This window comes from Rhodococcus sp. D-46 (genome assembly GCF_011290655.1).
Lineage (GTDB): Bacteria > Actinomycetota > Actinomycetes > Mycobacteriales > Mycobacteriaceae > Rhodococcus_F > Rhodococcus_F qingshengii.
In genome coordinates, this window is sequence record NZ_JAANTF010000001.1 from 49309 (window position 1) to 73770 (window position 24462).

Below are 24462 nucleotides of genomic sequence, written 5' to 3' on the forward strand. Positions count from 1 at the left end.
TGCGTCCAAGGAGTCAAAGGCCGCTCGACGTTCGAGTGGTTCCGTTGAAACTTGGGAGCGCTCGTGGATGTCGACCGCGCTGGAACAGATGAATTGGCACGCCATGCGGTGTCGGTGGCCCAGGCTCTGCGCGATTCTGCCGAGCCGATCAGGCGTCTGCGATTCAGCGGTGCCGTTTCGGGCCGTGATTACGCCGAGCATGGAGCCGCGTTGGCGTCGGCATTGGCGGTCCTGAATTCTCGCTTGACGGGGCGTGCCGATCTTCTCGATGCGTTGGCGCGTCGGCTTTCCTCTTCGGCTGAGGTGATCGCTGAGGTGGACGGTCAGGGTGCGCAGCGATTGCGAGACTCCAGCGGGTCGGTCTCATGAGACCGACGAGCGGTACCGCACAGGCAGTACCAAACAGCTACTATTGCGTCGAAGATATTCTTGCACTGCGTGATTCGCGCGTGCGTCCTGACGAAATCCTGGATGCTGGTGCGAGGGGACTGCAGTTCTTCGATCGATTTCACGACCTGGCCTCTCGGTTGGGCTTCGAAGAACGGATGCTTACGTCCTACGAGGATGCGTATCGCGCAGAGGCTGGTATCGATTTCGAGGCACTAATGCGAGATGCGTCGGACATGGCCGCAGCGGTGGACGGTTCGGTCGCCGAGATCGCGATGCTGACGACCCTGGCGGAGAATCTTCCTGCAGTGTGGAATGTTTCCGGCGTGGGTGCGGTCGTAGATCATGCCTTCGCGGCGCGGCGTGAAGCTCGGTCCGATGCGGATTCGGCGCCACTGTTGATCACGCTGGCCGACGAGTTCGCGCGGACGGTTCGAACGGCTTTGGCAGACAAGGCTTTCAAGGTGGCAAGCCTCGACCGGGCGACGATCGGCGGTCTGGGTGCGGGGGAGATCGACCAGTTGACTCACGTCGCTTCCACCGGTCGTGGTGCGGCGCCATGGCTGGACACGGTTTTTCGTTCGGCGTATCTCGATACTCGCGATGAATTCGACAGGGCGTGTGCGGAGTGCGCGAGCGCGGTTGGTCATGCTTTTGACGCCGCGACCCAGTGGGTGACAGACGCGTTCACGTCAACCTTTCCGATAGCCGAGCCGAGTGCATCCGGTGTCGCCGCAGCTCCTGTCTCTTTCTCGATCGGCGGCAACACTTGGGGCTTCTCGATTGCGTCCGACGGTCGTGGGGTGAGTCTGGATGTTGCAGGTGCTGACGGGAACTCTGTGTCGGCCACCCTGGAGTTGAGCGAAAATGGTTGGCCGAGAATAGTGCTCGATGCCGATCCGGAGATGTCGCTGCACGAGGCGCGCCCGCAAGAAGCGTCCCAGCCTGCGACACTCCAGCCCGAAACTCCCGACCCTGAGATTCGCGAGCACGAGGTGCCGGTTGAATCCAACGCCGAGTTCTCGGCCGCGCCGGACCCGGAGCCGCCTTCCACAGTCCCCGACGAGTCGATCGTGGCTCCCGACGGAGAGACGGGCGCTGAGTTGGCCGGAGCTGGTCCGCTGTGAAGTCCGTTCACGCGCCGTTCGAAGCGATCCGTCGAACCCTCGATTCTCAACTCGACGACTTCCGTGAGCGCAGAGTGGCCGCAGCGAGCGCGGAATCGCACCAGGAGCCGCCGTCCGAAACGACATCCGCCGAGAATGACACGGATGGGCCGGTCAGGTCCGGCCCGTATCTGCGATCCGCGTCAGAGCCGACGCCGACGCCGCCGTGCTCGCCGCCGGAGTCGGTGGCGAGTACGGACTCCTACTTACGCAACAGCTGGCTGGCCCGCGCGTCGGAGTGAGGTTCGACCGGCAGCAACGGCGCCGTGTGCGGAATCTCGACGTCGGGATCAGCAAAATCCTTGTACTTCTTGTCGCCGGTCAGATGGAACAACAGGAAGCCCGTGAGCAGGCACCGTGTGGCGGCCTGTGTCTTGCGCTCGGATCCACCGAGGCCCAGGGCGCCGAGGAGTCGGCGGCCTTCGATCAGTCCGGCGTCTTGGGCGTCGTTCACGGTACGTGCGATGACAGGACCGCCCCACTCCACGCTCAGCGGCCGGGCATTGCTGGTCAAGGAATCGACGTCGTCTTCGCCGGCGAGGATCAATCCGGGCGCTGTGATCTTCGACGCGTAGTTCTCCGCCTTGGGTGCTGTCGGGGCCGGGAACAGTGCGGCTACCGCACCGACATCCCCGCGCTGCGCTGCGGCCAGTACCGCAGCGCCCGCGCCCATGCCGTGACCGGCAAAGGCGACCCGATCGGGTTGGACGCTGATCTGTCCGGGGCCGAGTCGCACGCCGACGCAGATGTCGAGCGTCGCTCGAAGATCTGCAGCCAATCCGAGATGTGACGGGACCGGACCGCGTTCGCTGTCGGGCGCCGCTGCGACAATTCCCCAGGAAGCGAGGTGCTGGAGTGTCTGCTCGTACTTGTGGGACCCGACCATCCACCCGTGCGCGAAGGCAACGGCGGGGAGATTGAAACCGGTTTCCGGCGTGTACACGACACCCGGCTGTCCGGCCAGGGCGAGGTTGCCGCGGAGAACTCGGTGCGGGCCGCGCTTGGACAGCTCACGGGTCAGTGTCTTCAGTTTCGGTGCCACGGTTGAAGACGTTATCCGATGAGCCGCCTCGTGTATGCGGAGCGGACGCTGCAACCAGGTGCGGGAACCGCAAAATGCGCCCACCGCCGATGTCCAAGTACCCTGAGTCACCATGTGCGGAATCGTGGGATACGTCGGCCACCGCCCAGCTCTGGGCGTTGTGGTGGAGGCTTTGCGACGAATGGAGTATCGCGGGTACGACTCGTCGGGAATCGCGATTCTCGACGGAACCGGTGGGGTCGAGATCGAGCGTAAGGCCGGTAAGTTGGCCAACCTCGAGGCGGAGCTCGGCGAGTACGGTGCGGATCACTTCGTCGGTACGTCCGGTATGGGCCATACCCGTTGGGCGACGCATGGGCGTCCGACGGACCGCAATGCGCACCCGCATCGTGATGCCTCGGGCAAGCTGGCTGTCGTTCACAACGGAATCATCGAGAATTTTGCCCCGCTGCGTGCGGAGCTCGAGGCTGCAGGCGTCGAACTGCAGAGCGACACGGATTCCGAGGTCGCGGTTCACCTCGTCGCCCGGGCGTACGCCCAGGGGCCGACGGCAGGTGATTTCATCGAGAGTGCGCTGTCGGTGGTTCGTCGGTTGGAAGGTGCGTTCACGCTCGTCTTCACGCACGCTGATCATGCGGACACGATTGTCGCCGCGCGCCGCTCGACACCGCTCGTAGTCGGTGTCGGTGAGGGCGAGATGTTCCTCGGCTCCGACGTCGCTGCATTCATCGAGCACACACGCGATGCGGTTGAACTCGGACAGGATCAGGCAGTGGTGATCACTGCCGACAGCTACCGGATCTCCGACTTCGCGGGTAACGAGGCAGAAGGACGCCCGTTCCGCATCGACTGGGATCTCGCGGCCGCCGAAAAGGGTGGTCACGATTACTTCATGCTCAAGGAGATCGAAGAGCAGCCGACCGCTGTCGCCGACACGCTCCTCGGCCACTTCGAGAACGGGAAGATCGTCCTCGACGAGCAGCGGTTGTCCGATCAGGAACTGCGCGACGTCGACAAGGTGTTCGTTGTCGCTTGCGGTAGCGCTTACCACTCCGGTCTGTTGGCGAAGTACGCGATCGAGCATTGGACGCGTCTACCTGTCGAGGTCGAACTCGCCAGCGAATTCCGTTACCGCGACCCGGTTCTCGATCGCTCGACGCTTGTTGTCGCAATCTCGCAGTCGGGGGAAACGGCCGATACGCTCGAGGCTGTCAAGCACGCCAAGGACCAGAAGGCACGCGTCCTGGCGATCTGCAACACCAACGGTGCACAGATCCCGCGTGAAGCCGACGCAGTCCTCTACACCCGGGCAGGACCGGAAATCGCGGTCGCGTCCACCAAGGCGTTCCTGGCGCAGGTGACCGCGAACTACCTCGTCGGTTTGGCTTTGGCGCAGGCTCGCGGAACCAAGTATCCGGACGAGGTCGCCCGCGAGTACGCCGACCTCGAAGCGATGCCCGCATTGGTCAGCAAGGTACTCGAGACGGCAGAACCGGTGCGCGCGTTGGCGCGCCAGTTCGCGCACGCGTCGACCGTGCTGTTCCTGGGGCGTCACGTCGGCTACCCGGTGGCGCTCGAGGGTGCGCTCAAGCTCAAGGAGCTCGCGTACATGCACGCCGAGGGCTTTGCCGCCGGTGAGCTCAAGCACGGCCCGATCGCCTTGATCGAGGAGGACCTTCCGGTCATCATCGTCATGCCGTCGCCGCAGGGCCGCGCTGTCCTGCACTCGAAGTTGGTGTCCAACATTCAGGAGATCAAGGCGCGCGGGGCGACGACTATCGTCATCGCTGAGGAAGGCGACACCGTCGCCGCGGCGCACGCGGATCACCTGATCGAGATTCCGGCGTCACCGACTCTGCTGCAGCCGTTGCTGTCCACGGTTCCGTTGCAGATCTTTGCGGCCGAGGTTGCCGCGGCGCGTGGCTACGACGTCGACAAGCCGCGTAACCTGGCGAAATCGGTTACGGTCGAGTAGCTTTCGCTAGAAAATCGGGCCCCGCAGTCGCAAGACTGTGGGGCCCGAGCGCGTTACGGCGTCTCGACGACGACGGTTCCGCGCATCTCGGGATGCGGTGTGCAGGTGTAGTCGTAGGTTCCGGGTTCGGTGAACGTGTAGGTGTAGGTTCCCGATTTCTTGAGCGGACTGCGGAGTTTGCCCTTGGCGTCCCCGAGGCCGTTGACGTCGTGGGCCATTCCGTTGTCGTCGAACACCCACGTGACCGTCTCGCCGACATTCACGGTGATGGACGCGGGGGAGTACGCCATCCCGGAGATGGTCACCACGGGTCCGCTGGCCGTCGTTTCCGGAGCCGGTGGTGTGGAGTCGGTGCCGGAACTGCACCCGACCAGACCGAGAGCGAGCACGAGACCCGCGATTGCCGGGCGAAGACGTGATTTCATGGCTTCGAGGGTAGCGACGGCAACTGAAGGGTTCCGACATGCGTGGGTACTACACAGCCGATCAGGTGCGAGCAGCTGAGGCGCCGCTGCTCGACAAGCTGCCCGACGGGGTGCTGATGCGTCGAGCGGCGTACGGTCTTGCGCGAGTAGTCGCGGACGAATTGCGTTCCCGTACAGGGTCGGTCGCGCATCGGTCGGTGACGCTGCTGGTCGGTACGGGCGACAACGGCGGTGATGCCCTGTGGGCCGGTGCGTCGCTCCGCAAACGAGGTGTGAGCGTGCGGGCCGTGTTGCTCGATCCGGCGCGCGCTCATCGGGCGGGCCTCGATGCTCTCTTGAAGGCCGGCGGCCGAGTCGCCGCCGAAGTCGGGTCGCCGGATCTGGTGATCGACGGCATCGTCGGGATTTCCGGGCACGGCGGTCTACGGCCTGACGCGGCCGATCTCGTCGGCCAGGTGGATGCACCGATCGTGGCGGTCGATCTTCCGAGCGGCGTCGACGCGAACACCGGCGCAGTGGACGGCCCGTCGGTGACCGCTGATGTGACGGTCACATTCGGTGCGCTCAAGCCGGTACACGTACTCGCGGCTCCGCTGTGTGGTCGTGTCGAACTCGTGGACATCGGATTGAGCGTCGGCGAACCCGACTTCGGTTCGCTCGATCCGGCGGAGGTCGGTGCGCTGTGGCCGGTGCCCGGTCCGGAGGACGACAAGTATTCGCAGGGTGTGGTGGGCATCGTTGCGGGAAGTGAGCAGTATCCCGGCGCGGGCGTGCTCTGTACCGGTGCCGCGGTTACCGCGACCGCCGGCCTGGTCCGCTACGCCGGGCACGGCGCCACCGAGGTGCTCGCCCGGTTCCCGGAGGTGATTGCGAGTGAGACGTACCGAGCCGCCGGGCGAGTTCAGGCGTGGGTGGTCGGCCCCGGTATGGGTACCGACGACGACGCCGCGCGACTTCTGGCGTCGGTGCTGGCTACTGATGTACCCGTTGTTGTCGATGCGGACGGACTTACCCTCCTCGCTCAGCGTCCCGAACTTGTCGCAGCCCGGACCGTGCCGACACTGTTGACGCCCCACGCCGGCGAGTTCGCTCGATTCACAACTCTTGGCGACGACAGGATCGCGGCCACGCGTGCTCTTGCCGCACGCCTCGGAGTCACGGTCCTGCTGAAGGGCCATACGACGGTGATCTCGGATCCCGGCGGTGAGGTGCTGGTCAACGACGCCGGCGGCTCCTGGGCATCGACGGCAGGTTCGGGTGACATCCTCTCCGGTGTGATCGGTGCGTTGCTGGCGGCGGGTCTGAGCCCTCTCGAAGCCGGGGCCGTCGGGGCGCGGGCTCACGCGTTGGCTGCGAACATCGCCGCTGCCGGCGGTCAGAGCGATGTCGCCGGAGCACCGATTTCGGCTTCACCCCTGCTGGGAGGTCTGCGGGAATCGGTGCGTGTGCTTCGCTCTTTTGCCCTCGATTGAGGGTGTTCAAACCCGAACACGTGTCCGATTCTGCGTGGGTGGCAGGATTGTCGCCATGACGCTTGCCCAGGGAAGAGCACCGAAGGAGCCTGCGGAGGGGAAGGCGAGCCGACTCGACGACGCAGTAGGGCCGCAGACGGAGGCAGTCGTCGATCTGGACGCGATCGCGCACAACGTGCGTGTTCTGCGTGAATTTGCCGGGGATGCAGCGTTGATGGCGGTCATCAAGGCGGACGGATACAACCACGGCGCAGTTGCGGTGGCGCGGACGGCGCTCTCGGCGGGAGCCCGGGAACTCGGCGTCACCACCATCGCGGAGGCACTGGTCCTTCGCGAGGCAGGCATCACCGCTCCCGTCCTTGCCTGGCTGCACGGCGTCGACGCCGATTTCGCCTCGGCGATCAGATCGGACGTCGAGATCGGCGTGTCCTCCCCGCGACACCTGGCCGCTGTCGTCGACGCGGCACGGGTTCTGGGACAACAGGCGACGGTGACGCTCAAGGTGGACACCGGTCTCAATCGCAACGGCGTATCGAGAACCGAGTGGCCGCAGATGCTCGACGACCTCGCCACTGCCCGGGACGATGGCACGATCAGGCTGCGCGGAGTGTTCTCTCACCTCGCACACTCGGACGAACCGCATCACGACGTCATCGACATGCAGAAGCAGCGTTTGATCGACTCGGTTGCCGACGTCCGCGCTCGCGGATTCGACCCCGAAGTCGTTCATCTTTCCAACTCCGCTGCTACAGTCACCCGTCCTGACCTGCGATTTGACATGGTTCGGCCCGGAATCGCGATATATGGATTGTCTCCGGTGCCCGAACTCGGAGATTTCGGTTTACGACCGGCGATGACGCTGCGAGCGAAGGTGATTCTGGTGAAGAAGGTAGCCGCCGGAGAGGGCGTCTCCTACGGGCATCAGTGGGTCGCACCGCACGACACCACTCTGGCGCTGCTTCCCGTCGGCTACGCCGACGGTTTGTCTCGCTCACTGAGTGGCAAGTTCGAAGTGCAGTTGGGCGGTAAGCGTCGCCAGGCTGTCGGGCGAATCTGCATGGACCAGGTATTGGTGGACCTGGGTCCGGACGGTGACGGAGTTCGCGAAGGCGACACCGCGATCTTCTTCGGCAACGGCGATCACGGCGAACCCAACGCGCAGGCCTGGGCCGACGTACTCGACACCATTCACTACGAGGTCGTGACCGGTATACGTGGACGCACTGTGCGTACGTACATCGGGGGAGAGACGTCATGAAGACTGCAGGAAAGATGAGCATTCTCGGTGGCCTGCTCAGCGCCGTGGCGCTCGGCTCGATGGCCGGCGTGAACGCATTCAAGACCGCGACGCGTCCAGGCCGGGAAATCTACGCGGACGAGGATTTCGACCTCATGACGCGCGACCGCAAGAGCACGGTGCGCACCGAGGACGGTGTCGAGCTGGCAGTTCGCGAAGTGGGACCGGACGACGCTCCGCTGACGGTCGTTTTCGTGCACGGATACTGCCTGAGTGCGCTGTCCTGGCATTTCCAGCGCCGCCAGCTCGAAGAGCGATGGGGCAACAAGGTTCGCATGGTGTTCTACGACCAGCGCGGACACGGAGACTCGGGCATGCCGCGTTCGAAGAGTTGTACGGTTTCTCAGCTCGGCCGCGACCTCGCGACCGTCGTCGAGGCCAAGGTACCCAAGGGGCCGATAGTTCTCGTCGGTCACTCGATGGGCGGCATGACGGTACTCGCGCTCGCCGGTCAGCGACCCGAATGGTTCGAGGGCCGAGTCATCGGCGTGGGGCTGGTCGCGACGACGGCGGCAGGCCTGGCCGAGACCGGCCTGACCCGCAATCTGCAGAATCCGATCATCGACGGATTCCGGTTGGCAGTGCGCACCTCACCAGGAGTAGTTCAGCATGCCCGGGGCGCTGCGCGAGTATTGATCACGCCGATCCTGCGCGCGGCCTCGTACGGCACCGATGTCAGCCCACGGCTGCATGAACTCTCGGACGGCATGCTCGACCGGACCTCGGTTGTGACCATCGTCAATTTCCTGCGGACGTTGGAACTGCACGACGAGTCCGCTTCTCTCGAGGTCCTCGCGCACACACCGGCAGTCGTGATCTGCGGCGATCAAGACATGATGATTCCGTTCATCAGCTCCAAGCGTCTCGCTGCCGATCTCCCCGAATCCGAACTCGTGCGAGTTCACGGGGCCGGCCATCTGGTGCAGCTCGAGTTCCCGGCGATCGTGACGGACGCAATCGACAAGTTGGTGCAGCGATCGCAGGTAGAAGAGCGGTCCGATGTCGGCTGAGAACTCCACGGGACTTCCCGTGTCCGGACAGATCACGTTGGAAACGGCCGAGGATACCGAGGCTTTCGGCCGACGCTTGGCGGCGGGACTTGTTGCCGGCGACCTGGTGGTGCTGGACGGTCCGCTCGGGGCAGGCAAGACCGCGTTGACGCGCGGAATCGGCGCCGGGCTCGGGGTGCAGGGCCGGGTGACGTCCCCGACGTTCGTCATCGCTCGTGAGCATCGTCCGGGCACCCGCCCTGGCGGCGGAGTTCCCGTCGGCATGATCCACGTCGACGCATACCGGCTGGGAGACAGCGGACCGCATGCGCTCGACGAACTCGATGCCCTCGACCTCGACACCGACCTCACCGATGCAGTGGTGGTGGTCGAATGGGGTGGTGACGTCGTGGAAAGGCTCGTCGAACGGCACCTGCGAGTGCAGCTTCATCGGGAACCCGAATCGGATGTGCGGACTGCGAGTTGGTCATGGACGTCGTGAAACGGAGTTTGGTGTCACAGACGTCGTGAAACGGCGTTTCGTGTCACAGACGTCGTGACCCTCCCGGGCCGGAAGTAGTTCTTCACGTGCGGGTACCCTGAGAAATCGTGCTTGTTCTCGCAATTGACACCTCCACTCCGGCAGTCACTGCCGGAGTCGTCTCCCTGTCGGCTTCGTCACCGGACCCAGTGTCACCGGACGCAGAGTCACCGGACACAGTGGAGACGCTTGCCGTGCGTGTCACGGTCAATCCTCGTGCGCACGCCGAGGTCTTGACCCCTCACGTCCTCGAATGCCTCGCCGAGGCAGGGCTCACACCGGCCGACTTGAACGCCGTCGTCGTGGGTGTCGGGCCAGGGCCGTACACCGGACTGCGTGTCGGCATGGCGACGGGCGCTGCCTTCGGTGACGCACTCGGTGTTCCCGTGTACGGCGTGTGCAGCCTCGATGCGATCGCGGCTGCGGTACCGACCACACAGAGCCTGCTCGTCGTGACTGACGCGAGGCGTCGCGAGATCTACTGGGCGCGCTATGACGGCGGAGTGCGCGTCGAAGGACCGGCTGTGAATTCCGCCGGCGACGTCGATCCTTCGCCTTCGACGCTGATTGCCGGATCCGCTTCGCACGTGGACTTCTTCGATCTACCCGTCGACCCGGCGGAGACACCTTCACCGGCCGGGTTGGTGACAGTCGCTGCTCGCGAGATCCTGGCCGGCTCGGTTCCGGCCCCGCTGGAGCCGCTGTACCTCCGACGCCCGGACGCGAAGACCCTTGCAGAACGTGGCAAGTGAGACAGAGCAGATGAAGTACAGCATCGAGCCGATGAACGTCGATGACGCCGAACGGTGCGCGGAGTTGGAGCGCGCGTTGTTCGCGGGCGACGGACCCTGGAGCGCACAAGCGTTCGTCTCGGAACTTGCAGGCGCACATAATCATTACTTCGTTGCCCGGGAGCCTGACGGTCACGTCCTCGGCTACGCCGGAGTCGCATTGTTGGGGGCGTCGCCGAACATGGAGGCCGAGGTTCACACCATCGGTACAGATCCCTCGGCTCAGCGGCTCGGAATCGGCGGCGCGTTGCTCGATGCGCTTCTGGCTCTGGCGGATTCACGGCAGTGCCCGGTGTTCCTGGAAGTGCGCACCGACAACGAACCTGCCATCGCGCTGTACCGGCGGGAAGAATTCGAGATCGTCGGAACACGAAAGAAGTACTACCAGCCCAGTGGGGCAGATGCGTACACGATGAGACGGCCTGCCGTGCTCGGTGTCCGCGAAATTGAGGAGCAGCAAGCATGATCGTCATGGGTGTCGAAAGTTCTTGCGACGAAACAGGTGTCGGTATCGTCCGCTGGAACGGTGACGGAACCTGCGAATTGTTGGCCGACGAGGTGGCATCGAGCGTGGATCAGCACGCCAGGTACGGGGGAGTGGTTCCCGAAGTGGCCTCGCGGGCTCACCTCGAGGCGATCGTGCCGACGATGCGCCGTGCCCTTGCTGCCGCCGGTATCGAGAAGCCCGACGCGCTGGCCGTCACCATCGGACCCGGACTGGCCGGCGCGCTGCTGGTCGGTGTAGCCGCAGCGAAAGCCTATGCGGCAGCATGGAACATCCCGTTCTATGCGGTCAATCATCTCGGCGGTCACGTCTCGGTGGACACTCTCGAGCACGGTCCGTTGCCCTCGTGCGTCGCATTGTTGGTCTCCGGCGGTCACACACACCTGCTTCACGTCGAAGATCTGGGCAAGCCCATTGTCGAACTGGGCACGACTGTCGACGACGCCGCCGGTGAGGCCTTCGACAAGGTGGCCAGACTGCTCGGACTCGGCTTTCCCGGTGGACCGGCACTCGATGCTGCTGCGCAAGAGGGAGATCGGAACGTAATCACCTTCCCTCGCGGCATGACGGGGCCGCGCGATTCGCGGCACGACTTCTCGTTCTCGGGACTCAAGACGTCCGTCGCGCGCTATGTCGAATCGAAAGAGCGCGCAGGCGATACCTTTTCGATCCCGGACATCGCTGCCTCGTTCCAGGAAGCGGTTGCAGACGTCCTGACGATGAAGGCAGTGCGTGCAGCCAAGGACGTCGGGGTCGACACGTTGGTTCTCGGCGGCGGCGCCACGGCCAATTCGCGTATCCGCTCACTCGCCGAGCAGCGCTGCGCCGAAGCGGGCATCACGTTGCGCATTCCGAAACCTCGACTGTGCACGGACAACGGCGTGATGATCGCATCGTTGGCCGCTCACCTGATCGGAAACGGCGCAGGCCCTTCGGAATTGAGTGTTGCCACGGACCCGGGGCTGTCGGTCTCCGTCAGCCAGTTGATGCACTGAAAATCGGCCGACTGAGAATCAGCCGACCGGGGCCGGTTCCCGATCCGGTGTGGTCGCGGGACCGTTTTCGGGCATCGAGGTATTCGGTTCACCGGGCTTCGTCGTCGGATCACCACCACCAGGGGTAGTGATTTCGGTTTCGGTGGAACCAGATCCAGGAGTCTCCGGCGTCGTCGGGTTCTCGCCGCCGCTCTCACCCGGGCCGAGACCGCCGCCGGGGTTTGCCTCGGTCGGATCGACCGGGGGCGTCGCCTCGGTGTCCGGCATCGTCGGCCACCACGCCGGTGGATCGGGCAGCGTGATTCCGGGAATGGTCGGCCAATTCGGAGTGGTCGTTGTCGTGGTCGGCGGCGTGGTTGTCGTCGAGGTGTCCGGGATCGGCGCAGGCGGAAGTGTGTACTGATGCGTTGTGTACGAGTGCGTGTCGTAAGGCTGCGAGTCGAACGGGGTGGTGGGATACCCGTACCGAGGATACGTGCTGCCGGCTACCGAAGGCAGAGGATCATGAGACGGAATGATCGTCGATCCGGTGCTCGGTGTCGCTTCGGGGCTCACCGTCGTCGTGGTCGACCCCGTTCCGACGGGCGAGACCGCGGTGTCGTCGGTCGGCACCAATTCCTTTGCGCCGTAACCGAGTACCAGTCCGCCGACCACGAGCGCACCGATCAACGCTCCCGATACCTTGGCGGTGGATCCGGAGCGCTGGTCACTTCCGGAGCCCAGCAGCGGGAAACGAATTGCGGTGATCGAATCTGCCAGGAGTGCAGCACCTTTGGTTGCCGCAGTCTCGGGCTCGACGATCTCGACCATGGGGACGTCGACGGCAGCGGCGACGGCGGACCGCACGGCCGGAATGTGTGCGCCACCGCCGATGAGTACAACGGCACCGACGGGCCGCGGTGAGCCCTTCACGACTTCACGGATGAAGGTGACGGCGCGCTCTATATCCGGGGCGATGATGGCCTCGAACTCGTCGCGCGTGATCGCCATCGCGTCGATCGGAAGGTCGATGGTCACCTTGGTGGACGTGGACAGTTGCTCTTTGGCGACATGGCACCGGGCGGCAAGAAGTTCCGCGTCGGTGTACCGGCGCAAGTGCCCTGGCGCCTTCTCCGTCACGAAGTCGACCAATGCCCGGTCGATTCCGGCCCCTGCGAGGGCGTCTATACGGTCGGAGTGCAGAACTTCACCGGTGTGGTCGACGACGGACACCGTCAGACCTTGATCACCGACGTCCACCTGAGTTGTCGTGTCGTACCGCTCGGTTTTCCCTGTCTCGGCGAGATACGCGTGTACGGCGGCAGGCTCGGGGATTGCACGGACCTGCTTCGGCGAGCGCGAAAGAGATGACCTGATGCTCGCGAGTTGATCGTCCGTGCGATAGCTGACACCGATCGAGCGCGGCGCTTCAGATCGGTCCGTTACCTGCGTCGTCATCAGCTTGATGGATGCTCTGACAAGGTCACCGACGTTGGAATTGGCCTGATCCGCCGAGACGAAGCGAGTCTCGGCAGGCACGGCGCCTGGCGCGTTTGTGCTGGTATCGGTGTCGACGAGTGCTGAATAGACACCGGAAGATCCAGTGGAAATTCCCAGTGAACAACTCATCGCACACCTCCTCACAGTCAATACCGGTCAATGTTCAATCGACCGCCGTTATATGAACGTTACAGAAGGTTCGTGAGGATTGCTCAGTGCTTTTCGTCTCCGTGACGTCCTTTTCGGACCGAAAGGGTGGTTTTACCTGCGAAATTGTCGATCATTGATTCATGCGGAAAAAAGGCGATTCTCCCCACATCGACCGGGAACGACGACGCGCGCTGATCCGTGGTGCAGTGCTTCGACCCACGCTGACGGTGATCGCCTTCGGATGCGCGTATTTCTTTCTGCCGTGGATCGATGTACATACCGCCAGTGCAATCTTCCTCTTGATCGGTGGAGGCGCCGCGGTACTTGCCGTGACCACCTGGCAGGTGTGGCGAATTCTGCGTTCCGATGTGCCATCTCTGCAGGCGGTCGAAGCTGTGGCGGTGGTGATGCCGACGTACTTGTTGTTGGTGTCCATCACCTATTTTTCGGTCGAGCATGCAAGCCCTGGCAGTTTCACCGAACCGCTGTCGCGTATGGCGGCGCTGTACTTTTCGTTGTCCGTCTTCTCGACAGTCGGATTCGGTGACATCGCCGCGCAGACGGACCTTGCCCGGGGGCTCGTGAGCCTTCAGATCGTCTGCAATCTGGTGTTGATCGGATTCGGCGTTCGATTCGTCGTTGCCGCAGTGTCGTGGGCGAAAGCGCACCGCTCGCCTTCGAGCGGACCTGAAATCACCTAGGACACTGCGGCAATCGGAGTCATCGTCCGGTGTGGACCAACAATTCGACGTTCTGGTCGACGCCGGTACCCGTCAGCTTCGGGTCGCGGTGGATGTCGTTGAACGACAGTTCGCGGTACAGCGAGGCGAGCCCGGCTGCCGACTTGTCGCTGTAGTCGACGGAATTGGGACTCTCCGCCTCGAAGAGCGTCGCAAGCAACGACACCGTTCCGTCATGGTTGTCCGCGATCTCGATGATGCGTCCGAGTTGCGGGTAGTCGATGTGAGAGGCGGTGTTGATCTCCCAGAAGCCCTGCTCGGGGGTCGCGCCGGGCCACGGGGTGATCTTGTTCTCGTGGGTGTGTCCGTTGACCCAGGCAAGTACGTTCGGGAAACGATGCAGCAAGTCGAGAAGCTGTGAACCGCGCAGGCGTGGCTCGAGGACGTTCTCGGGGTCGGGAACGAGATTGTCCATCGTGTCGCTCGTGTGGTGACTGAACAGCACGAAATACGTGTCACCTCGCGACTCGGTGACGCGAGAGCCCGCGGCGTCGTAGTAGGTGCTGCTGCCGGCGCGCAGGGTGTTCTCGATCCACTGGAACTGAGCGGCGCCCAGCGAACCGTCGACGAGGCCCGCGCGGTTGGTGGAGTCCATGCTGATGCCGACGACGCCCGGTGCGATCTCGAACGAGTAGTAACCGATACCGGTTTCGCCGGCGTCGGGGGCGAAACCGTGTCCGACGGGGCCGGGACCGGTGTGCGCGGGATCAAGATGTGCGGCGATGAACTGTCGCGGTGTGAACGGCGCGCGCGACGGGTCGGGGGTGACCTGGCGCGGCGGCGTAGTGAAGGCGGACAGGATTCCGGGTATCGCACTGGGATCGAACTTGGTGGCGACGTCGATCTGCTTGGCCTGCTCCGGTGAACCGGGCACCTCGAACTTGAGAGATCCCGTGTACATCGCTTCGAGCGGCGGGATGCCGCTGGGCACCGTGCCGGACACCGAATCGTCGTGGTTGCCGAACACGCAGTACCAAGGGGTGTTCAGGCCGGGGCTCGACACGGGCGTGAAAGCGGCACCGAAGAAATCGGGGATCTCCGGGAATCCGGCCTTCTTGTACATGTCGAGCATCGGTGACTCGGGGTTCCAGTAGAGATCGGCACCCGAGTTCTGTACACCCTCGTAGCGGTCCTTGGCACCGGTATTGGCGACGACCGTTCCGCCGTTGAGTGAGGTGAGGAACCAGTCGAGTTCGGCGAATTCCTTGTTGTCCGTGTTGTCGCCGGTGGTGACGACGGCATCGAAGGGGCGCGACGTGTGCGGGCCACTGCCGATCGAATTGACCCGGCGGACAAGTGAAATCAGCCCGTGCGCCGTCAGGGTCTCCTGGGGACGGAACGCCGAGCCGGTGATCTGGTGGACGTACTCGAATCGCATGGGGGACTGGGCGTCGACGATGTGGACGTCGGTCAGCTGCACGAGTGAGGCGAGTGCGGTGCGTCGGTCCTCGCGTCCCGACTTCGGCTCGGCCAACTCGCTGCGCACGATGTTCGCCCAACCGGGTCCGGCGGTGAGCTTGGTGTAGCCGCTGCTGCTGACGGGGGTGGACACGGACTCGAGAGTGGTGCCAGGACCTGACGTCGGAATGGTCGACGCGCCTGCATATTGCAGGCCCCACGGCTTGCCAAGGCTGACCGCGCCGACGGCGCCGAGTCCGGCGAAGGTCAGAAAACTACGGCGATTGATGTTCGTCACGAAGTGAACAATAGGTGAACGTGGTGGACGGCTGTCCTGTTTCGCTCTGGACGAAGAGAAAAATGCGCCCAGTCCTTGAGGGTTGGCACTCTCACGTATAGAGTGCCAATTGGCGCTGATCGAGTTCCGGCACCCGCGACGACGGGACTGCAGTGACGCGCCGTAAACGGCATACCCAAACAGCTGTCCGAGGATCGCCTCGGACGCACATACCCCAAAGTGGAGGGCTCATCGTGGCGAGCGTCAACATCAAGCCGCTCGAGGACAAGATCCTCGTCCAGGCCAACGAGGCTGAAACGACGACGGCTTCCGGCCTGGTCATTCCTGACACAGCCAAGGAAAAGCCCCAGGAGGGCACCGTCGTTGCAGTCGGCGAAGGCCGCGTCAACGAGCAGGGCAACCGCATCCCGGTCGACGTCAAGGAGGGTGACACGGTCATCTACTCCAAGTACGGCGGAACCGAGATCAAGTACGCCGGCCAGGAATACCTGATCCTGTCGGCACGCGACGTGCTGGCTGTCGTCTCCAAGTAAGACACACGTGATCCGCCCCGGAGTCCACACAGGATCCCGGGGCGGAATGCGTTCACGCCCCGAAGATTCAGGAGCTGACAGAACAGATGTCCAAGCAAATTGCGTTCAACGAGACCGCACGCCGCGCTCTCGAAGCCGGAGTCGACAAGCTTGCCGACGCCGTCAAGGTGACCTTGGGCCCGCGTGGACGCCACGTCGTGCTCGCCAAGGCATTCGGCGGCCCCACCGTCACCAACGACGGTGTGAGCATCGCCCGTGAGATCGAGCTCGAAGATCCCTTCGAGAACCTCGGCGCACAGCTCGTCAAGAGCGTCGCCACCAAGACCAACGATGTTGCCGGCGACGGCACCACCACCGCGACCGTTCTGGCCCAGGCCATCGTCCGCGGCGGACTCAAGAACATCGCAGCGGGCGCGAACCCGATGGCTCTCGGCGTCGGCATCAACGCCGCAGCCGACAAGGTCGTCGAGGAACTGCTCGCCGCAGCCACCCCCGTCGAGGGCGAGAAGTCGATCGCTCAGGTCGCCACCGTCTCCTCGCGTGACGAAGAGATCGGCAAGCTCGTCGGCGAGGCACTCACCCGTGTCGGAACCGACGGCGTCGTGACGGTCGAGGAATCCTCCACCGTTGCAACCGAACTCGTTGTCACCGAAGGTGTTCAGTTCGACAAGGGCTACCTCTCGCCCTACTTCGTCACCGACATCGATGCGCAGAAGGCCGTCTACGAAGACGCGCTGATCCTGCTCTTCCGCGAGAAGATCAGCTCACTTCCCGACTTCCTTCCGCTGCTCGAGAAGGTTGCCGAATCCGGCAAGCCGCTCTTGATCATCGCCGAGGACGTCGAGGGTGAAGTTCTCTCCACCCTCGTGGTCAACTCCATCCGCAAGACCATCAAGGCCGTCGCCGTCAAGGCGCCGTTCTTCGGTGATCGTCGCAAGGCATTCCTCGACGACCTCGCAGTCGTCACGGCAGGCACCGTCATCAACACCGACGTCGGCCTCTCGCTCAAGGAAGCCGGCCTCGACCTGCTCGGCAGCGCTCGCCGCGTTGTCGTCACCAAGGACGAGACGGTCATCGTCGACGGTGCAGGCACCGCTGACGACATCGCGACCCGCGTTGCGCAGCTGCGTCGCGAGATCGAGAACACCGATTCGGATTGGGACCGCGAGAAGCTCGAAGAGCGTCTGGCGAAGCTGTCCGGCGGCGTGGCCGTCATCAAGGTCGGCGCAGCCACCGAAACCGATCTGAAGGAACGCAAGTTCCGCGTCGAGGATGCGGTCAACGCAGCCAAGGCAGCAGTTTCCGAGGGCATCGTCCCCGGTGGCGGATCGGCTCTCGTTCAGGCCGGCACGGCTCTGATCGGGAACCTCGGCTTGACGGGTGACGAGGCCACCGGCGTTGCCGTGGTCCGCGAAGCCCTCAACGCCCCGTTGTTCTGGATCTCCAGCAACGCAGGCATCGACGGTTCCGTCGTTGTCAGCAAGGTCGCCGAGATGACCAAGGGCGAAGGCTTCAACGCTGCCACCCTCACCTACGGCAACCTGCTTGCCGACGGCGTCGTAGACCCGGTCAAGGTCACTCGCTCGGCAGTGGTCAACGCCGCTTCCGTCGCGCGCATGATCCTCACGACCGAGAGCGCCGTCGTCGAGAAGCCGACCGAGGAAGTTGCCGACACCGGACACGGTCACAGCCACTGACTCGCTGCTCGTAGTTTCGACAAAGAAGAGATCCCCCACCGGATTCCGGTGGGGGATCTTTTTTCGTCTGGCGATCAGATGAGCGGGATCGTTGCGAACGGCTCGCTCGTCGGCTGCTGCGATCCGCCGGGCGGTTCGACAGTGAACGCCAACTTCGTATTCGGACCGATGCCGTCGAGCACCACCTGGGTAGTGGGTTTGACGTCGCCCGGAGCCATCGTCCCCATCGGGATCATCGTGGTGTCGTCGGTGTCGCCCGGCACCAGCCACATCTGGTAGACGGTATCCGGACTCGGGGGAGTCACGTCGTTCATCACGAGGACTGCGGCGTCTTCGGAGGGCGAGAACAGCGTCGTGGCACTACCGCCGCCCGGGATGTCACGCGTCGTTGCATGAACGTCGGGTGCTGCCATGATTTCGGATGCGGGGTTCGGCGGCGGCGTGTTGTCGGACAGCGTGCGTCCGATTCCGATGCCGCCGACCAGGATTGCGACTGCGGCGGCCGCCGCAAGAGCCATGGTCCACGGGCGTCGACGGTTACGACGCTCGGCCAGCGAAACCGGGGCGTTGGGAGCCGCGGTCTGTTCTGCGATCGAGGCGAGGACGCTGCTGCGCAGCGACGGCGGGGGCTCGACAGCGTCGACGACGGTCATCGCGGCCATGGTTTCGGCGGTGAGCCGGACCTGGGCGTCGAATTCGGCGCGGGTCGCGGAGTCCGAAGCGGCAAGTCGTTTGTCGACCTCACGGCGCTCGTCGAGGTCCAACGCATCGATCGCGTAGGCGTACGCGTAGTCGATCAGCTCTTCGTCCATCTCACATCACCCCCAAACATCCACGTAGGCGCAGTAGTCCGTCGCGAATTCGCGACTTGATCGTGGGAATCGCCACGCCGAGATCTTCGGCCACCTCGCGGTACGTTCGGCCGCCGTAATAGGCGAGAGTCACTGATTGGCGCTGAGTGTCCGTCAGCGTTTCGAGACAGTCGGTGACAGCACGATGCTCGTCTCTTCGTGTCACTTCGTCGCTGACGACGTCGAACTCGGGAGTGGCATTGGCGGTGTCGTAGAGAGCCTGTCGATCCGAACTCGACTGTTCGGAGCGCACGCGATCCACTGCGCGCCGGTGGGCAAGTGTCAGGAGCCAGGAAAGCGCGGACCCCTTGGCAGGGTCGAAGCTGTCGGCTGATTTCCAGGCCTGGAGGTAGACCTCTTGGACCGCTTCCTCGGAGAAACCTGGATCACGGAGTACACGAAGAACCATGCCGTACACACGGGAGATGGTTCGGTCGTAGAACTCGGCGAAGGCGCTCTGGTCGCCACCGGCGACGTTCGCGAGGATCACTGCCAGCTCGCGTGATTCCGCGATTCGCGCGGTGCGGGCCGCAGAATTGTCCGTCGGGCATGCGTCGGCCGCATCCGACGCATGGTCTGGCTCGCTCACGAAGAGTTGTCTCGCTTCATCGCGTACAACCGTAGCGTGCATGTCCGGTTCTTTTCTCTTGGCCCGCCGTTGGCCGCTGTGCGCCTTTATTAACCGCGGGGGGTTGATAAAGGCGCACAGCAGGTGGGGACTACTGCGGCATCAGCACCGAATCGATGAGGTAGACGGTGGCGTTTGCGGTCTTGACTCCACCGCAGACGACAGTTGCGTCGTTGACCTTGATGTTGTCACCGGATCCGGTGACGGTGACCGTTCCGCCCTCGGCGGTGGGGTGCGTTCCGTCGATCGCGTCAGGGGCGATCTGGCCGGGAACCACGTGGTAGGTGAGGATCTTGGTCAGCGTGGCGCTGTCCGTCTTGAGGCTGTCGATCGTGGCGGGGTCGATCTTGGCGAATGCCGAGTCGATCGGTGCGAAGACGGTGAACTCGCCACCGTTGAGAGTGTCGACCAGGTTGACGTCCGGGTTGAGCTGGCCGGAGACCGCCGCGGTCAAGGTGGTGAGCAACGGATTGTTGGACGCCGCTGTGGCAACCGGATCCTGGGCCATTCCGCTGACCGATCCGGCGCCGCTCGGCACTGCGGCTGCATAGTCGGCACAACCGGCACCGACCAGATCGGAAGCAGGCTCCGCCATCGCGCTGCTGGGAGACATGCTCGATCCCATGGCAGAAGACGTCATGGCGGCGCTGGACGTGTCGGTCGACGAATCGTTGTCGTCCGAGGAGCAACCGACCACGCCGAAGACGGCGAAAGAGGCTGCTGCGGTGACTGCCAGAACTCGAGTAGAGGTGTTCATGGGTCTGCCTTCCTGAAGGGATGTGCTGAGGTGCACTGTCAGAAGGCATTCGGAGGCGGGCGTCGGTCGGATGGGTCGTGTCGGGAATTCTTTTCGACGGTGTCCCGTCCACACGCATTTTCGACGGTGTCCCGTCCACACGCAAAAGCCCCCGAAAACTCTCGGGGGCTTAGTGCGCTCTACCTACGTGTATCAGGAAGCTATGCGGGTGGTGCGACGGTGGCGCGCGTGTAGTTCACGTTCGGTTTCCGACATTCCTCCCCAGATGCCGTACGGCTCGGCGACGGTCAGCGCGTGGCTGCGGCACTGCATCAGGACCGGGCACTGACGGCACATCTCTTTTGCGCGGGTTTCGCGCTGGGCACGTGCTCTACCGCGTTCGCCATCGGGATGGAAGAACATGGAGGAGTCGACTCCGCGGCACAGACCGTGCATCTGCCAGTCCCAGATGTCTGCGTTGGGGCCTGGAAGGTGATTCGGTGCAGGCATGTTGACTCCTTACTGCAAGCTCGCGTTGATCAACGAGCGGACCAAGTTGCCCGGAGGTTATCCGGGCCTTCTGAATCGTTCACGCTTGCTAACCGTAAGGGTGCTGAGTAAATCGCGTCAATAGGCTCGTTCAGTGGCGATCGGCATATATCGAAATGCGAGAGTTAACGAAGTATATATTTACATTTCGGGCCCCTCGTGCGTTGTTCTGCGCCGATGTCGAAATTGGGTCGATCGAGGTGGCGGCCGGCAAGCCTGGCTGCTCGAGATGCGAAACCTACAGATCAGGGATATGTTCGAGGCTGATCGCCCGGCGAAATCACTCGGTCATTCGGCTCGGTTTGCGTCATTTGTCCGATATTGCGTGGGCGGGGTTGCACTCCATTTCGGGACTTAGTGCCCAAGTTTCAACTAGGACATCCGTCCAATAAGTAATGCAGTTAACGTCACGGATATATGCCCGTTAAATATCATTACGAGTACATTTGGCAAATCTCAGTTGAATATCTGATTAACTCCGACAAACTTGCCTTTTCGTGTTTCGTGCGACTTTTGGCATCGTTGGTGTGACGCCGGTCGTGCGAATGTCTGCTCGTGCTGCTGCGATGATCAACCTGTGTCGACACCTGCGCGCCCTCAATCACCTGTGCCCAACGAAACAACTGCACTTCCAGGGCCCCTCGAGTCTGCCGCGTTCGGTGCGGATCCGGATCTCGTCCGCCTCCCGGCGCCTTGCTCTACCCGAGATTGGTGGACAACGGCAGTAGTGCTGGGTGGTCAGGGCCACTACGCAAGAGCGCGGGCTGCATTGGATGTCCTCGATCGGCTCACGGCCGGGTTCTCGACGCACTCGGATCGAGTTCTTGCCTCTCTGTCTGCCAGCACGAGGGCGTCGTTTCTTCGCCAGAGCGGACGCCATGCACTCGCGTCCACGTGGGACGGGCGCGCACTGGCGATCGTCGGCGGCCTGCCAGGTGATCCAGAGGCTGCCTGTGACGCTCTGACCGGTCGGGCCGCAGACGCCCTCGGCTGTGGCAGGCTCCCGCTCGGCTGGCGCCTGCTGGCGCAATGTCGGGCGCGTCTGGATGCCGAGGGCGGGCTGTGGCGGCAGGAAATTCGGATCGAATGGGTCTCCGCAGAATTGGCGTTGGCGGGAGGCGACTTCGCTCGTGCCCGCAGACACGCAGAACGCGCCGTCGAATTGTCAGCGGAATCGGAGTCTGTGCGGCACCGCGTGAAGTCGGATCTGCTGCGTAGCGCCGCGCTGACCGGAACCGACGCGAGCGCAGCCGTGAAGATGGCAGCAGATGTGTTCGCGCGGTGCCGGCAATACGGCCTGCTGCCCCTGGCCTGGGCGTCGTCTCTGTTGATCGAAGGTGTCAGCGGTGAGAGAACCTCACCGAGTGCCCGGGAGATCGGCGATCTGATTGCGATGCGTGGTGGATCACTCCTACCTTTGTCGTAACCACTCCACCGAAGTCTCCGGAGAACATTCCAGAAGGAGCTGTATCGATATCGCGACTGCTGGGCAGGTATGCGGAGACCAGTCGGTCCGGATGGTTACTCTTAGAGGGTTCCGCTGAGAGCGGGAGCACACCCGCTCGGGAGGTGCCACTGTAACGCCAGGATTTTCGCTGACGATGACAAATACGAGCGATGAGTTGGACACCGCGGTCGCTGCTGCTGCGCAGGGCGACCGTACAGCTCTAGCTTTGGTTCTGGAGAACATCCGACCGATGGTGGTGCGCTACTGCCGCGGTCGAGTGGGTGCGGCCGAGAGAGGACACCTGTCCGCTGACGACGTCGCACAGGAAGTCTGTCTGGCCGTGATGACCGCGCTGCCGCGTTATCAGGACCAGGGACGCCCGTTCATGGCCTTTGTGTACGGAATTGCCGCGCACAAGGTTGCGGACGCACATCGAAGCTCCGCCCGTAACAAGTCGGAGCCCGTTTCCGAAGTACCGGATGTAATAGCACTGGATGATGGTCCCGAACAGCGAGCTCTCGATTCGGAGTCCAGCAGACAGATGCACGAACTTCTCGGCACACTTCCGGAGAAGCATCGAGAAATCTTGATACTTCGCCTGGTGGTCGGGATGTCGGCCGAGGAAACGGCCGTCGCCGTCGGTAGTACCGCCGGAGCTGTACGAGTCGCTCAGCACAGAGCGATCGCGAAACTGAAAAAAGAAGTGACGAAAGCAGGTGAGAGCTTTGGCTAGAGACGAGGGGCATGACGCTTCGAATCTCGGTGATCTCGCCGACGACGGTACGCCAGTGGATTTGGCTGCGGTTCGGCGTGACGATGCGCTGATCGAATCCATTTCGAATGGTGGGCCGGTAGCAACCGATAGCACCGAACAGTACGAACTTGCGTTGATCCTCTCGCAATGGCGTGACGATGTCGTTGCGACTCCGATGCCCGAGGGTCCGTTGTTGGACGATGTCATCGCTGCAATCACAGCGACGCCGTCCGGCTTCTCCGATCGTCAGCGTTCCCGTTCCCGTTCTCGATTGCGTGTGGTTCGTCCGATCGCCGCCGCTGCAGCTGTTGCAGCAGTGGTCTTCGGTGGCGCGACGGCGATGGCGTACGACGCCCAGCCCGGCGATGCCCTGTGGGGTGTCAAGCAGGTCGTCTTCGCCGACGAGGCCAACTCGACAGTTGCGAAGATCGACACGACTTCCGAGCTGGAAAAGGCCGAGCGGCTGTTGGCTGCCGGAGACATTCCTGCGGCAAAGATGGTGCTGGACAACGCAGCTCACCGTGCCGATGCGGTCAAGGACTCGCAGGACAAGACCGACCTCGTCGAGCGTTGGGGCAAGTTGATGACGCAGGTCCAGGAGACCACGTCACCCGTAGCGCCGCCGTCGACGAGTGGTCAGCCGGCCGGCCCGACCACTTCGATCACGGCAATTCCGGGCTCCTCGGTCAAACCGCTCAATCCTCAGGGACCTGGCGAACCGACAAGTTCGACCAAACCAGATCCGGGAGTGCAGCTGCAGTTGCCGCCGACGTCGGCTTCCTCGACGCCTCCGACCTCGTTGCCGACGACAACCACGACGACAACGACCACCACCACGACGACGACGTCTCTGGCGCCTGCCTCGTCGCCGTCCGGTGATTTCTCGTCACCGCCGCCCTGAGACCCGCTCTGATCGGCATAGTTCCGATCTGAATTCATACGAAAGTGGCCGACAAGCAATTGCTTGTCGGCCACTTTCGTATGAGCTTGGGTGAGGTTTCGCTCAGCTGTCGAAACCGTCGCCGTGCATCGCCTCGTTCATCGACGCGTCGGCGTATCCACGGCAGTAGTCCCACGTGACATATGCCTCAGGCATCGGGTCGTAGGCAGGCTCGTGGGGGCGGACGGTTCCGTCCACGAGCAGCTGCAGCAGGTTTGCGCGCAGCATGTCCCAGTCGTGGTAGTGATCCTGTTGGCAGTCCTCGCAGCAGACTACGAGACCGCGGATACCGCGGTGAGCGAGGAGTGCCTCGTAAACAGCAAGGTCAGCGAGATCCTCCTCGACCGCTTGGCGTTCGTGGGGGTCGAGTGGTTGGCCCGGCTCGATGGCATCGAGAGCCGCGGAGGGGTCAGCTGGGTCGCCGGCGAAGGGATCTGGCGGCAGACCGGGGGGCAGTTGATCACGCACAGCACCACGGTACGCAGGTCAGGGGGGTCAGCGCCACTTGTTGCGCGTACACGCAGCGTGGGTGGGATGGTTCGGACCTTTGAGTGAGCCGATACCATGGTGTGCAACGCCGGGAAAAGGTGCCAGGAATTTCTTTCCGTGCAGGCGCCTTCTATCCGATATCCAGCTTTCGTAATCCGTTTCGAGGCGGCTGCTACAGCGGTCGCCCT

26 protein-coding genes are annotated in these 24462 nt (G+C 63.4%); 17 read left to right on the top strand and 9 right to left on the bottom strand.

Annotated elements, in window-relative coordinates:
* Nucleotides 1-63: 63 nt before the first annotated feature.
* The 3 genes from G9U53_RS00295 to G9U53_RS33265 are packed head-to-tail and all read left to right on the top strand — an operon-like array spanning nucleotide 64 to nucleotide 1795.
* Nucleotides 64-369: a hypothetical protein gene (locus G9U53_RS00295; RefSeq protein ID WP_003941002.1), complete on the top strand. Its 306-nt coding sequence runs from the start codon at nucleotides 64-66 to the stop codon at nucleotides 367-369.
* On the top strand, nucleotides 366-1514 hold the full coding sequence (locus G9U53_RS00300; RefSeq protein ID WP_165638190.1) for a hypothetical protein: 1149 nt from the start codon (nucleotides 366-368) through the stop codon (nucleotides 1512-1514). The genes G9U53_RS00295 and G9U53_RS00300 overlap by 4 nt, the downstream gene beginning before the upstream one ends.
* Nucleotides 1511-1795: a hypothetical protein gene (locus G9U53_RS33265; protein ID WP_003940907.1), complete on the top strand. Its 285-nt coding sequence runs from the start codon at nucleotides 1511-1513 to the stop codon at nucleotides 1793-1795. The genes G9U53_RS00300 and G9U53_RS33265 overlap by 4 nt, the downstream gene beginning before the upstream one ends.
* Here the strand turns inward: G9U53_RS33265 and G9U53_RS00305 are convergent.
* On the bottom strand, nucleotides 1756-2595 hold the full coding sequence (locus G9U53_RS00305; protein ID WP_003941000.1) for a dienelactone hydrolase family protein: 840 nt from the start codon (nucleotides 2593-2595) through the stop codon (nucleotides 1756-1758). The two genes, G9U53_RS33265 and G9U53_RS00305, sit on opposite strands and share 40 nt — an antisense overlap.
* A 112-nt stretch (nucleotides 2596-2707) precedes the next feature.
* Here G9U53_RS00305 and glmS point away from each other — a divergent pair, with 112 nt between their 5' ends.
* A complete protein-coding gene (glmS, locus tag G9U53_RS00310) occupies nucleotides 2708-4570 on the top strand; it encodes a glutamine--fructose-6-phosphate transaminase (isomerizing) (RefSeq protein ID WP_003940837.1) in 1863 nt (620 codons plus the stop codon).
* A 53-nt stretch (nucleotides 4571-4623) separates the two neighbouring features.
* On the opposite strand, the gene G9U53_RS00315 is transcribed toward glmS, so the two are convergent.
* Nucleotides 4624-4995: a plastocyanin/azurin family copper-binding protein gene (locus tag G9U53_RS00315; RefSeq protein WP_003940908.1), complete on the bottom strand. Its 372-nt coding sequence runs from the start codon at nucleotides 4993-4995 to the stop codon at nucleotides 4624-4626.
* A gap of 38 nt (nucleotides 4996-5033) precedes the next feature.
* Between G9U53_RS00315 and G9U53_RS00320 the strand changes: the two genes are divergently transcribed.
* The 7 genes from G9U53_RS00320 (at nucleotide 5034) to tsaD (ending at nucleotide 11585) form a co-directional block, all read left to right on the top strand.
* Nucleotides 5034-6467 (top strand): NAD(P)H-hydrate dehydratase, encoded by a 1434-nt coding sequence (locus tag G9U53_RS00320; protein ID WP_165638191.1) that lies wholly within the window; start codon nucleotides 5034-5036, stop codon nucleotides 6465-6467.
* A gap of 55 nt (nucleotides 6468-6522) precedes the next feature.
* Complete coding sequence (gene alr, locus G9U53_RS00325; RefSeq protein ID WP_165638192.1) at nucleotides 6523-7725, top strand: alanine racemase; 1203 nt, start codon at nucleotides 6523-6525, stop codon at nucleotides 7723-7725.
* Nucleotides 7722-8774, top strand: a complete 1053-nt coding sequence (locus tag G9U53_RS00330) for an alpha/beta hydrolase (RefSeq protein WP_165638193.1) — start codon at nucleotides 7722-7724, stop codon at nucleotides 8772-8774. The genes alr and G9U53_RS00330 overlap by 4 nt, the downstream gene beginning before the upstream one ends.
* Nucleotides 8764-9255, top strand: a complete 492-nt coding sequence (tsaE, locus tag G9U53_RS00335; RefSeq protein ID WP_003940673.1) for a tRNA (adenosine(37)-N6)-threonylcarbamoyltransferase complex ATPase subunit type 1 TsaE — start codon at nucleotides 8764-8766, stop codon at nucleotides 9253-9255. The genes G9U53_RS00330 and tsaE overlap by 11 nt, the downstream gene beginning before the upstream one ends.
* Nucleotides 9256-9362: 107 nt before the next feature.
* Nucleotides 9363-10046 (top strand): tRNA (adenosine(37)-N6)-threonylcarbamoyltransferase complex dimerization subunit type 1 TsaB, encoded by a 684-nt coding sequence (gene tsaB, locus G9U53_RS00340; RefSeq protein WP_050655849.1) that lies wholly within the window; start codon nucleotides 9363-9365, stop codon nucleotides 10044-10046.
* 10 nt (nucleotides 10047-10056) lie between these two features.
* Entirely contained in the window at nucleotides 10057-10551 is a 495-nt protein-coding gene (rimI, locus tag G9U53_RS00345) for a ribosomal protein S18-alanine N-acetyltransferase (protein ID WP_165638357.1), read from the top strand.
* On the top strand, nucleotides 10548-11585 hold the full coding sequence (tsaD, locus tag G9U53_RS00350) for a tRNA (adenosine(37)-N6)-threonylcarbamoyltransferase complex transferase subunit TsaD (protein WP_165638194.1): 1038 nt from the start codon (nucleotides 10548-10550) through the stop codon (nucleotides 11583-11585). The genes rimI and tsaD overlap by 4 nt, the downstream gene beginning before the upstream one ends.
* 18 nt (nucleotides 11586-11603) lie before the next feature.
* On the opposite strand, the gene G9U53_RS00355 is transcribed toward tsaD, so the two are convergent.
* Nucleotides 11604-13193 carry an Hsp70 family protein gene (locus G9U53_RS00355; protein ID WP_165638195.1) on the bottom strand — a complete coding sequence of 530 codons (1590 nt, stop codon included), beginning with the start codon at nucleotides 13191-13193 and terminating at the stop codon, nucleotides 11604-11606.
* 161 nt (nucleotides 13194-13354) lie between these two features.
* Here G9U53_RS00355 and G9U53_RS00360 point away from each other — a divergent pair, with 161 nt between their 5' ends.
* Nucleotides 13355-13915 carry a potassium channel family protein gene (locus tag G9U53_RS00360; protein WP_007728612.1) on the top strand — a complete coding sequence of 187 codons (561 nt, stop codon included), beginning with the start codon at nucleotides 13355-13357 and terminating at the stop codon, nucleotides 13913-13915.
* Nucleotides 13916-13934: 19 nt separating this feature from the next.
* Here G9U53_RS00360 and G9U53_RS00365 read toward each other — a convergent pair whose 3' ends face one another.
* Entirely contained in the window at nucleotides 13935-15650 is a 1716-nt protein-coding gene (locus tag G9U53_RS00365) for a TIGR03767 family metallophosphoesterase (RefSeq protein WP_165638196.1), read from the bottom strand.
* A gap of 233 nt (nucleotides 15651-15883) precedes the next feature.
* On the opposite strand from G9U53_RS00365, the gene groES reads away from it, so the two are divergent.
* Complete coding sequence (gene groES, locus G9U53_RS00370) at nucleotides 15884-16183, top strand: co-chaperone GroES (RefSeq protein ID WP_003940763.1); 300 nt, start codon at nucleotides 15884-15886, stop codon at nucleotides 16181-16183.
* Between the two features lie 86 nt (nucleotides 16184-16269).
* The gene (gene groL / locus G9U53_RS00375) at nucleotides 16270-17880 is read left to right on the top strand and encodes a chaperonin GroEL (protein WP_065352178.1); all 1611 of its coding nucleotides are present in this window, start codon (nucleotides 16270-16272) and stop codon (nucleotides 17878-17880) included.
* Nucleotides 17881-17954: 74 nt separating this feature from the next.
* Here the strand turns inward: groL and G9U53_RS00380 are convergent, their stop codons facing one another.
* From G9U53_RS00380 to G9U53_RS00395, 4 genes are all read right to left on the bottom strand, one after another.
* Nucleotides 17955-18692: an anti-sigma factor gene (locus tag G9U53_RS00380; protein WP_165638197.1), complete on the bottom strand. Its 738-nt coding sequence runs from the start codon at nucleotides 18690-18692 to the stop codon at nucleotides 17955-17957.
* Between the two features lies 1 nt (nucleotide 18693).
* Entirely contained in the window at nucleotides 18694-19362 is a 669-nt protein-coding gene (locus tag G9U53_RS00385; protein WP_165638198.1) for a sigma-70 family RNA polymerase sigma factor, read from the bottom strand.
* A gap of 88 nt (nucleotides 19363-19450) precedes the next feature.
* A complete protein-coding gene (locus G9U53_RS00390; protein WP_007728616.1) occupies nucleotides 19451-20116 on the bottom strand; it encodes a fasciclin domain-containing protein in 666 nt (221 codons plus the stop codon).
* 192 nt (nucleotides 20117-20308) lie between these two features.
* The gene (locus tag G9U53_RS00395; protein WP_003940939.1) at nucleotides 20309-20605 is read right to left on the bottom strand and encodes a WhiB family transcriptional regulator; all 297 of its coding nucleotides are present in this window, start codon (nucleotides 20603-20605) and stop codon (nucleotides 20309-20311) included.
* A 646-nt stretch (nucleotides 20606-21251) separates the two neighbouring features.
* On the opposite strand from G9U53_RS00395, the gene G9U53_RS00400 reads away from it, so the two are divergent.
* From G9U53_RS00400 to G9U53_RS00410, 3 genes are all read left to right on the top strand, one after another.
* Entirely contained in the window at nucleotides 21252-22070 is an 819-nt protein-coding gene (locus G9U53_RS00400; protein ID WP_347570795.1) for a hypothetical protein, read from the top strand.
* A gap of 175 nt (nucleotides 22071-22245) precedes the next feature.
* A complete protein-coding gene (locus tag G9U53_RS00405; protein WP_003940953.1) occupies nucleotides 22246-22824 on the top strand; it encodes a sigma-70 family RNA polymerase sigma factor in 579 nt (192 codons plus the stop codon).
* The gene (locus G9U53_RS00410; protein WP_347570796.1) at nucleotides 22808-23746 is read left to right on the top strand and encodes an anti-sigma-D factor RsdA; all 939 of its coding nucleotides are present in this window, start codon (nucleotides 22808-22810) and stop codon (nucleotides 23744-23746) included. The genes G9U53_RS00405 and G9U53_RS00410 overlap by 17 nt, the downstream gene beginning before the upstream one ends.
* Before the next feature lie 102 nt (nucleotides 23747-23848).
* On the opposite strand, the gene G9U53_RS00415 is transcribed toward G9U53_RS00410, so the two are convergent.
* Nucleotides 23849-24253 (bottom strand): DUF5319 domain-containing protein, encoded by a 405-nt coding sequence (locus G9U53_RS00415; protein ID WP_003940777.1) that lies wholly within the window; start codon nucleotides 24251-24253, stop codon nucleotides 23849-23851.
* Nucleotides 24254-24462 lie beyond the last annotated feature (209 nt).

Excerpts from the sequence above, each read along its gene's own strand:
- G9U53_RS00300 (WP_165638190.1), top strand. The coding sequence starts at position 366 with ATGAGACCGACGAGCGGTACCGCACAGGCAGTACCAAACAGCTACTAT.
- glmS (WP_003940837.1), top strand. The coding sequence starts at position 2,708 with ATGTGCGGAATCGTGGGATACGTCGGCCACCGCCCAGCTCTGGGCGTT.
- G9U53_RS00315 (WP_003940908.1), bottom strand. The coding sequence starts at position 4,995 with ATGAAATCACGTCTTCGCCCGGCAATCGCGGGTCTCGTGCTCGCTCTC.
- G9U53_RS00320 (WP_165638191.1), top strand. The coding sequence starts at position 5,034 with ATGCGTGGGTACTACACAGCCGATCAGGTGCGAGCAGCTGAGGCGCCG.
- alr (WP_165638192.1), top strand. The coding sequence starts at position 6,523 with ATGACGCTTGCCCAGGGAAGAGCACCGAAGGAGCCTGCGGAGGGGAAG.
- G9U53_RS00330 (WP_165638193.1), top strand. The coding sequence starts at position 7,722 with ATGAAGACTGCAGGAAAGATGAGCATTCTCGGTGGCCTGCTCAGCGCC.
- tsaE (WP_003940673.1), top strand. The coding sequence starts at position 8,764 with ATGTCGGCTGAGAACTCCACGGGACTTCCCGTGTCCGGACAGATCACG.
- rimI (WP_165638357.1), top strand. The coding sequence starts at position 10,057 with ATGAAGTACAGCATCGAGCCGATGAACGTCGATGACGCCGAACGGTGC.
- tsaD (WP_165638194.1), top strand. The coding sequence starts at position 10,548 with ATGATCGTCATGGGTGTCGAAAGTTCTTGCGACGAAACAGGTGTCGGT.
- G9U53_RS00355 (WP_165638195.1), bottom strand. The coding sequence starts at position 13,193 with ATGAGTTGTTCACTGGGAATTTCCACTGGATCTTCCGGTGTCTATTCA.
- G9U53_RS00360 (WP_007728612.1), top strand. The coding sequence starts at position 13,355 with ATGCGGAAAAAAGGCGATTCTCCCCACATCGACCGGGAACGACGACGC.
- groL (WP_065352178.1), top strand. The coding sequence starts at position 16,270 with ATGTCCAAGCAAATTGCGTTCAACGAGACCGCACGCCGCGCTCTCGAA.
- G9U53_RS00380 (WP_165638197.1), bottom strand. The coding sequence starts at position 18,692 with ATGGACGAAGAGCTGATCGACTACGCGTACGCCTACGCGATCGATGCG.
- G9U53_RS00385 (WP_165638198.1), bottom strand. The coding sequence starts at position 19,362 with ATGCACGCTACGGTTGTACGCGATGAAGCGAGACAACTCTTCGTGAGC.
- G9U53_RS00390 (WP_007728616.1), bottom strand. The coding sequence starts at position 20,116 with ATGAACACCTCTACTCGAGTTCTGGCAGTCACCGCAGCAGCCTCTTTC.
- G9U53_RS00395 (WP_003940939.1), bottom strand. The coding sequence starts at position 20,605 with ATGCCTGCACCGAATCACCTTCCAGGCCCCAACGCAGACATCTGGGAC.
- G9U53_RS00405 (WP_003940953.1), top strand. The coding sequence starts at position 22,246 with ATGACAAATACGAGCGATGAGTTGGACACCGCGGTCGCTGCTGCTGCG.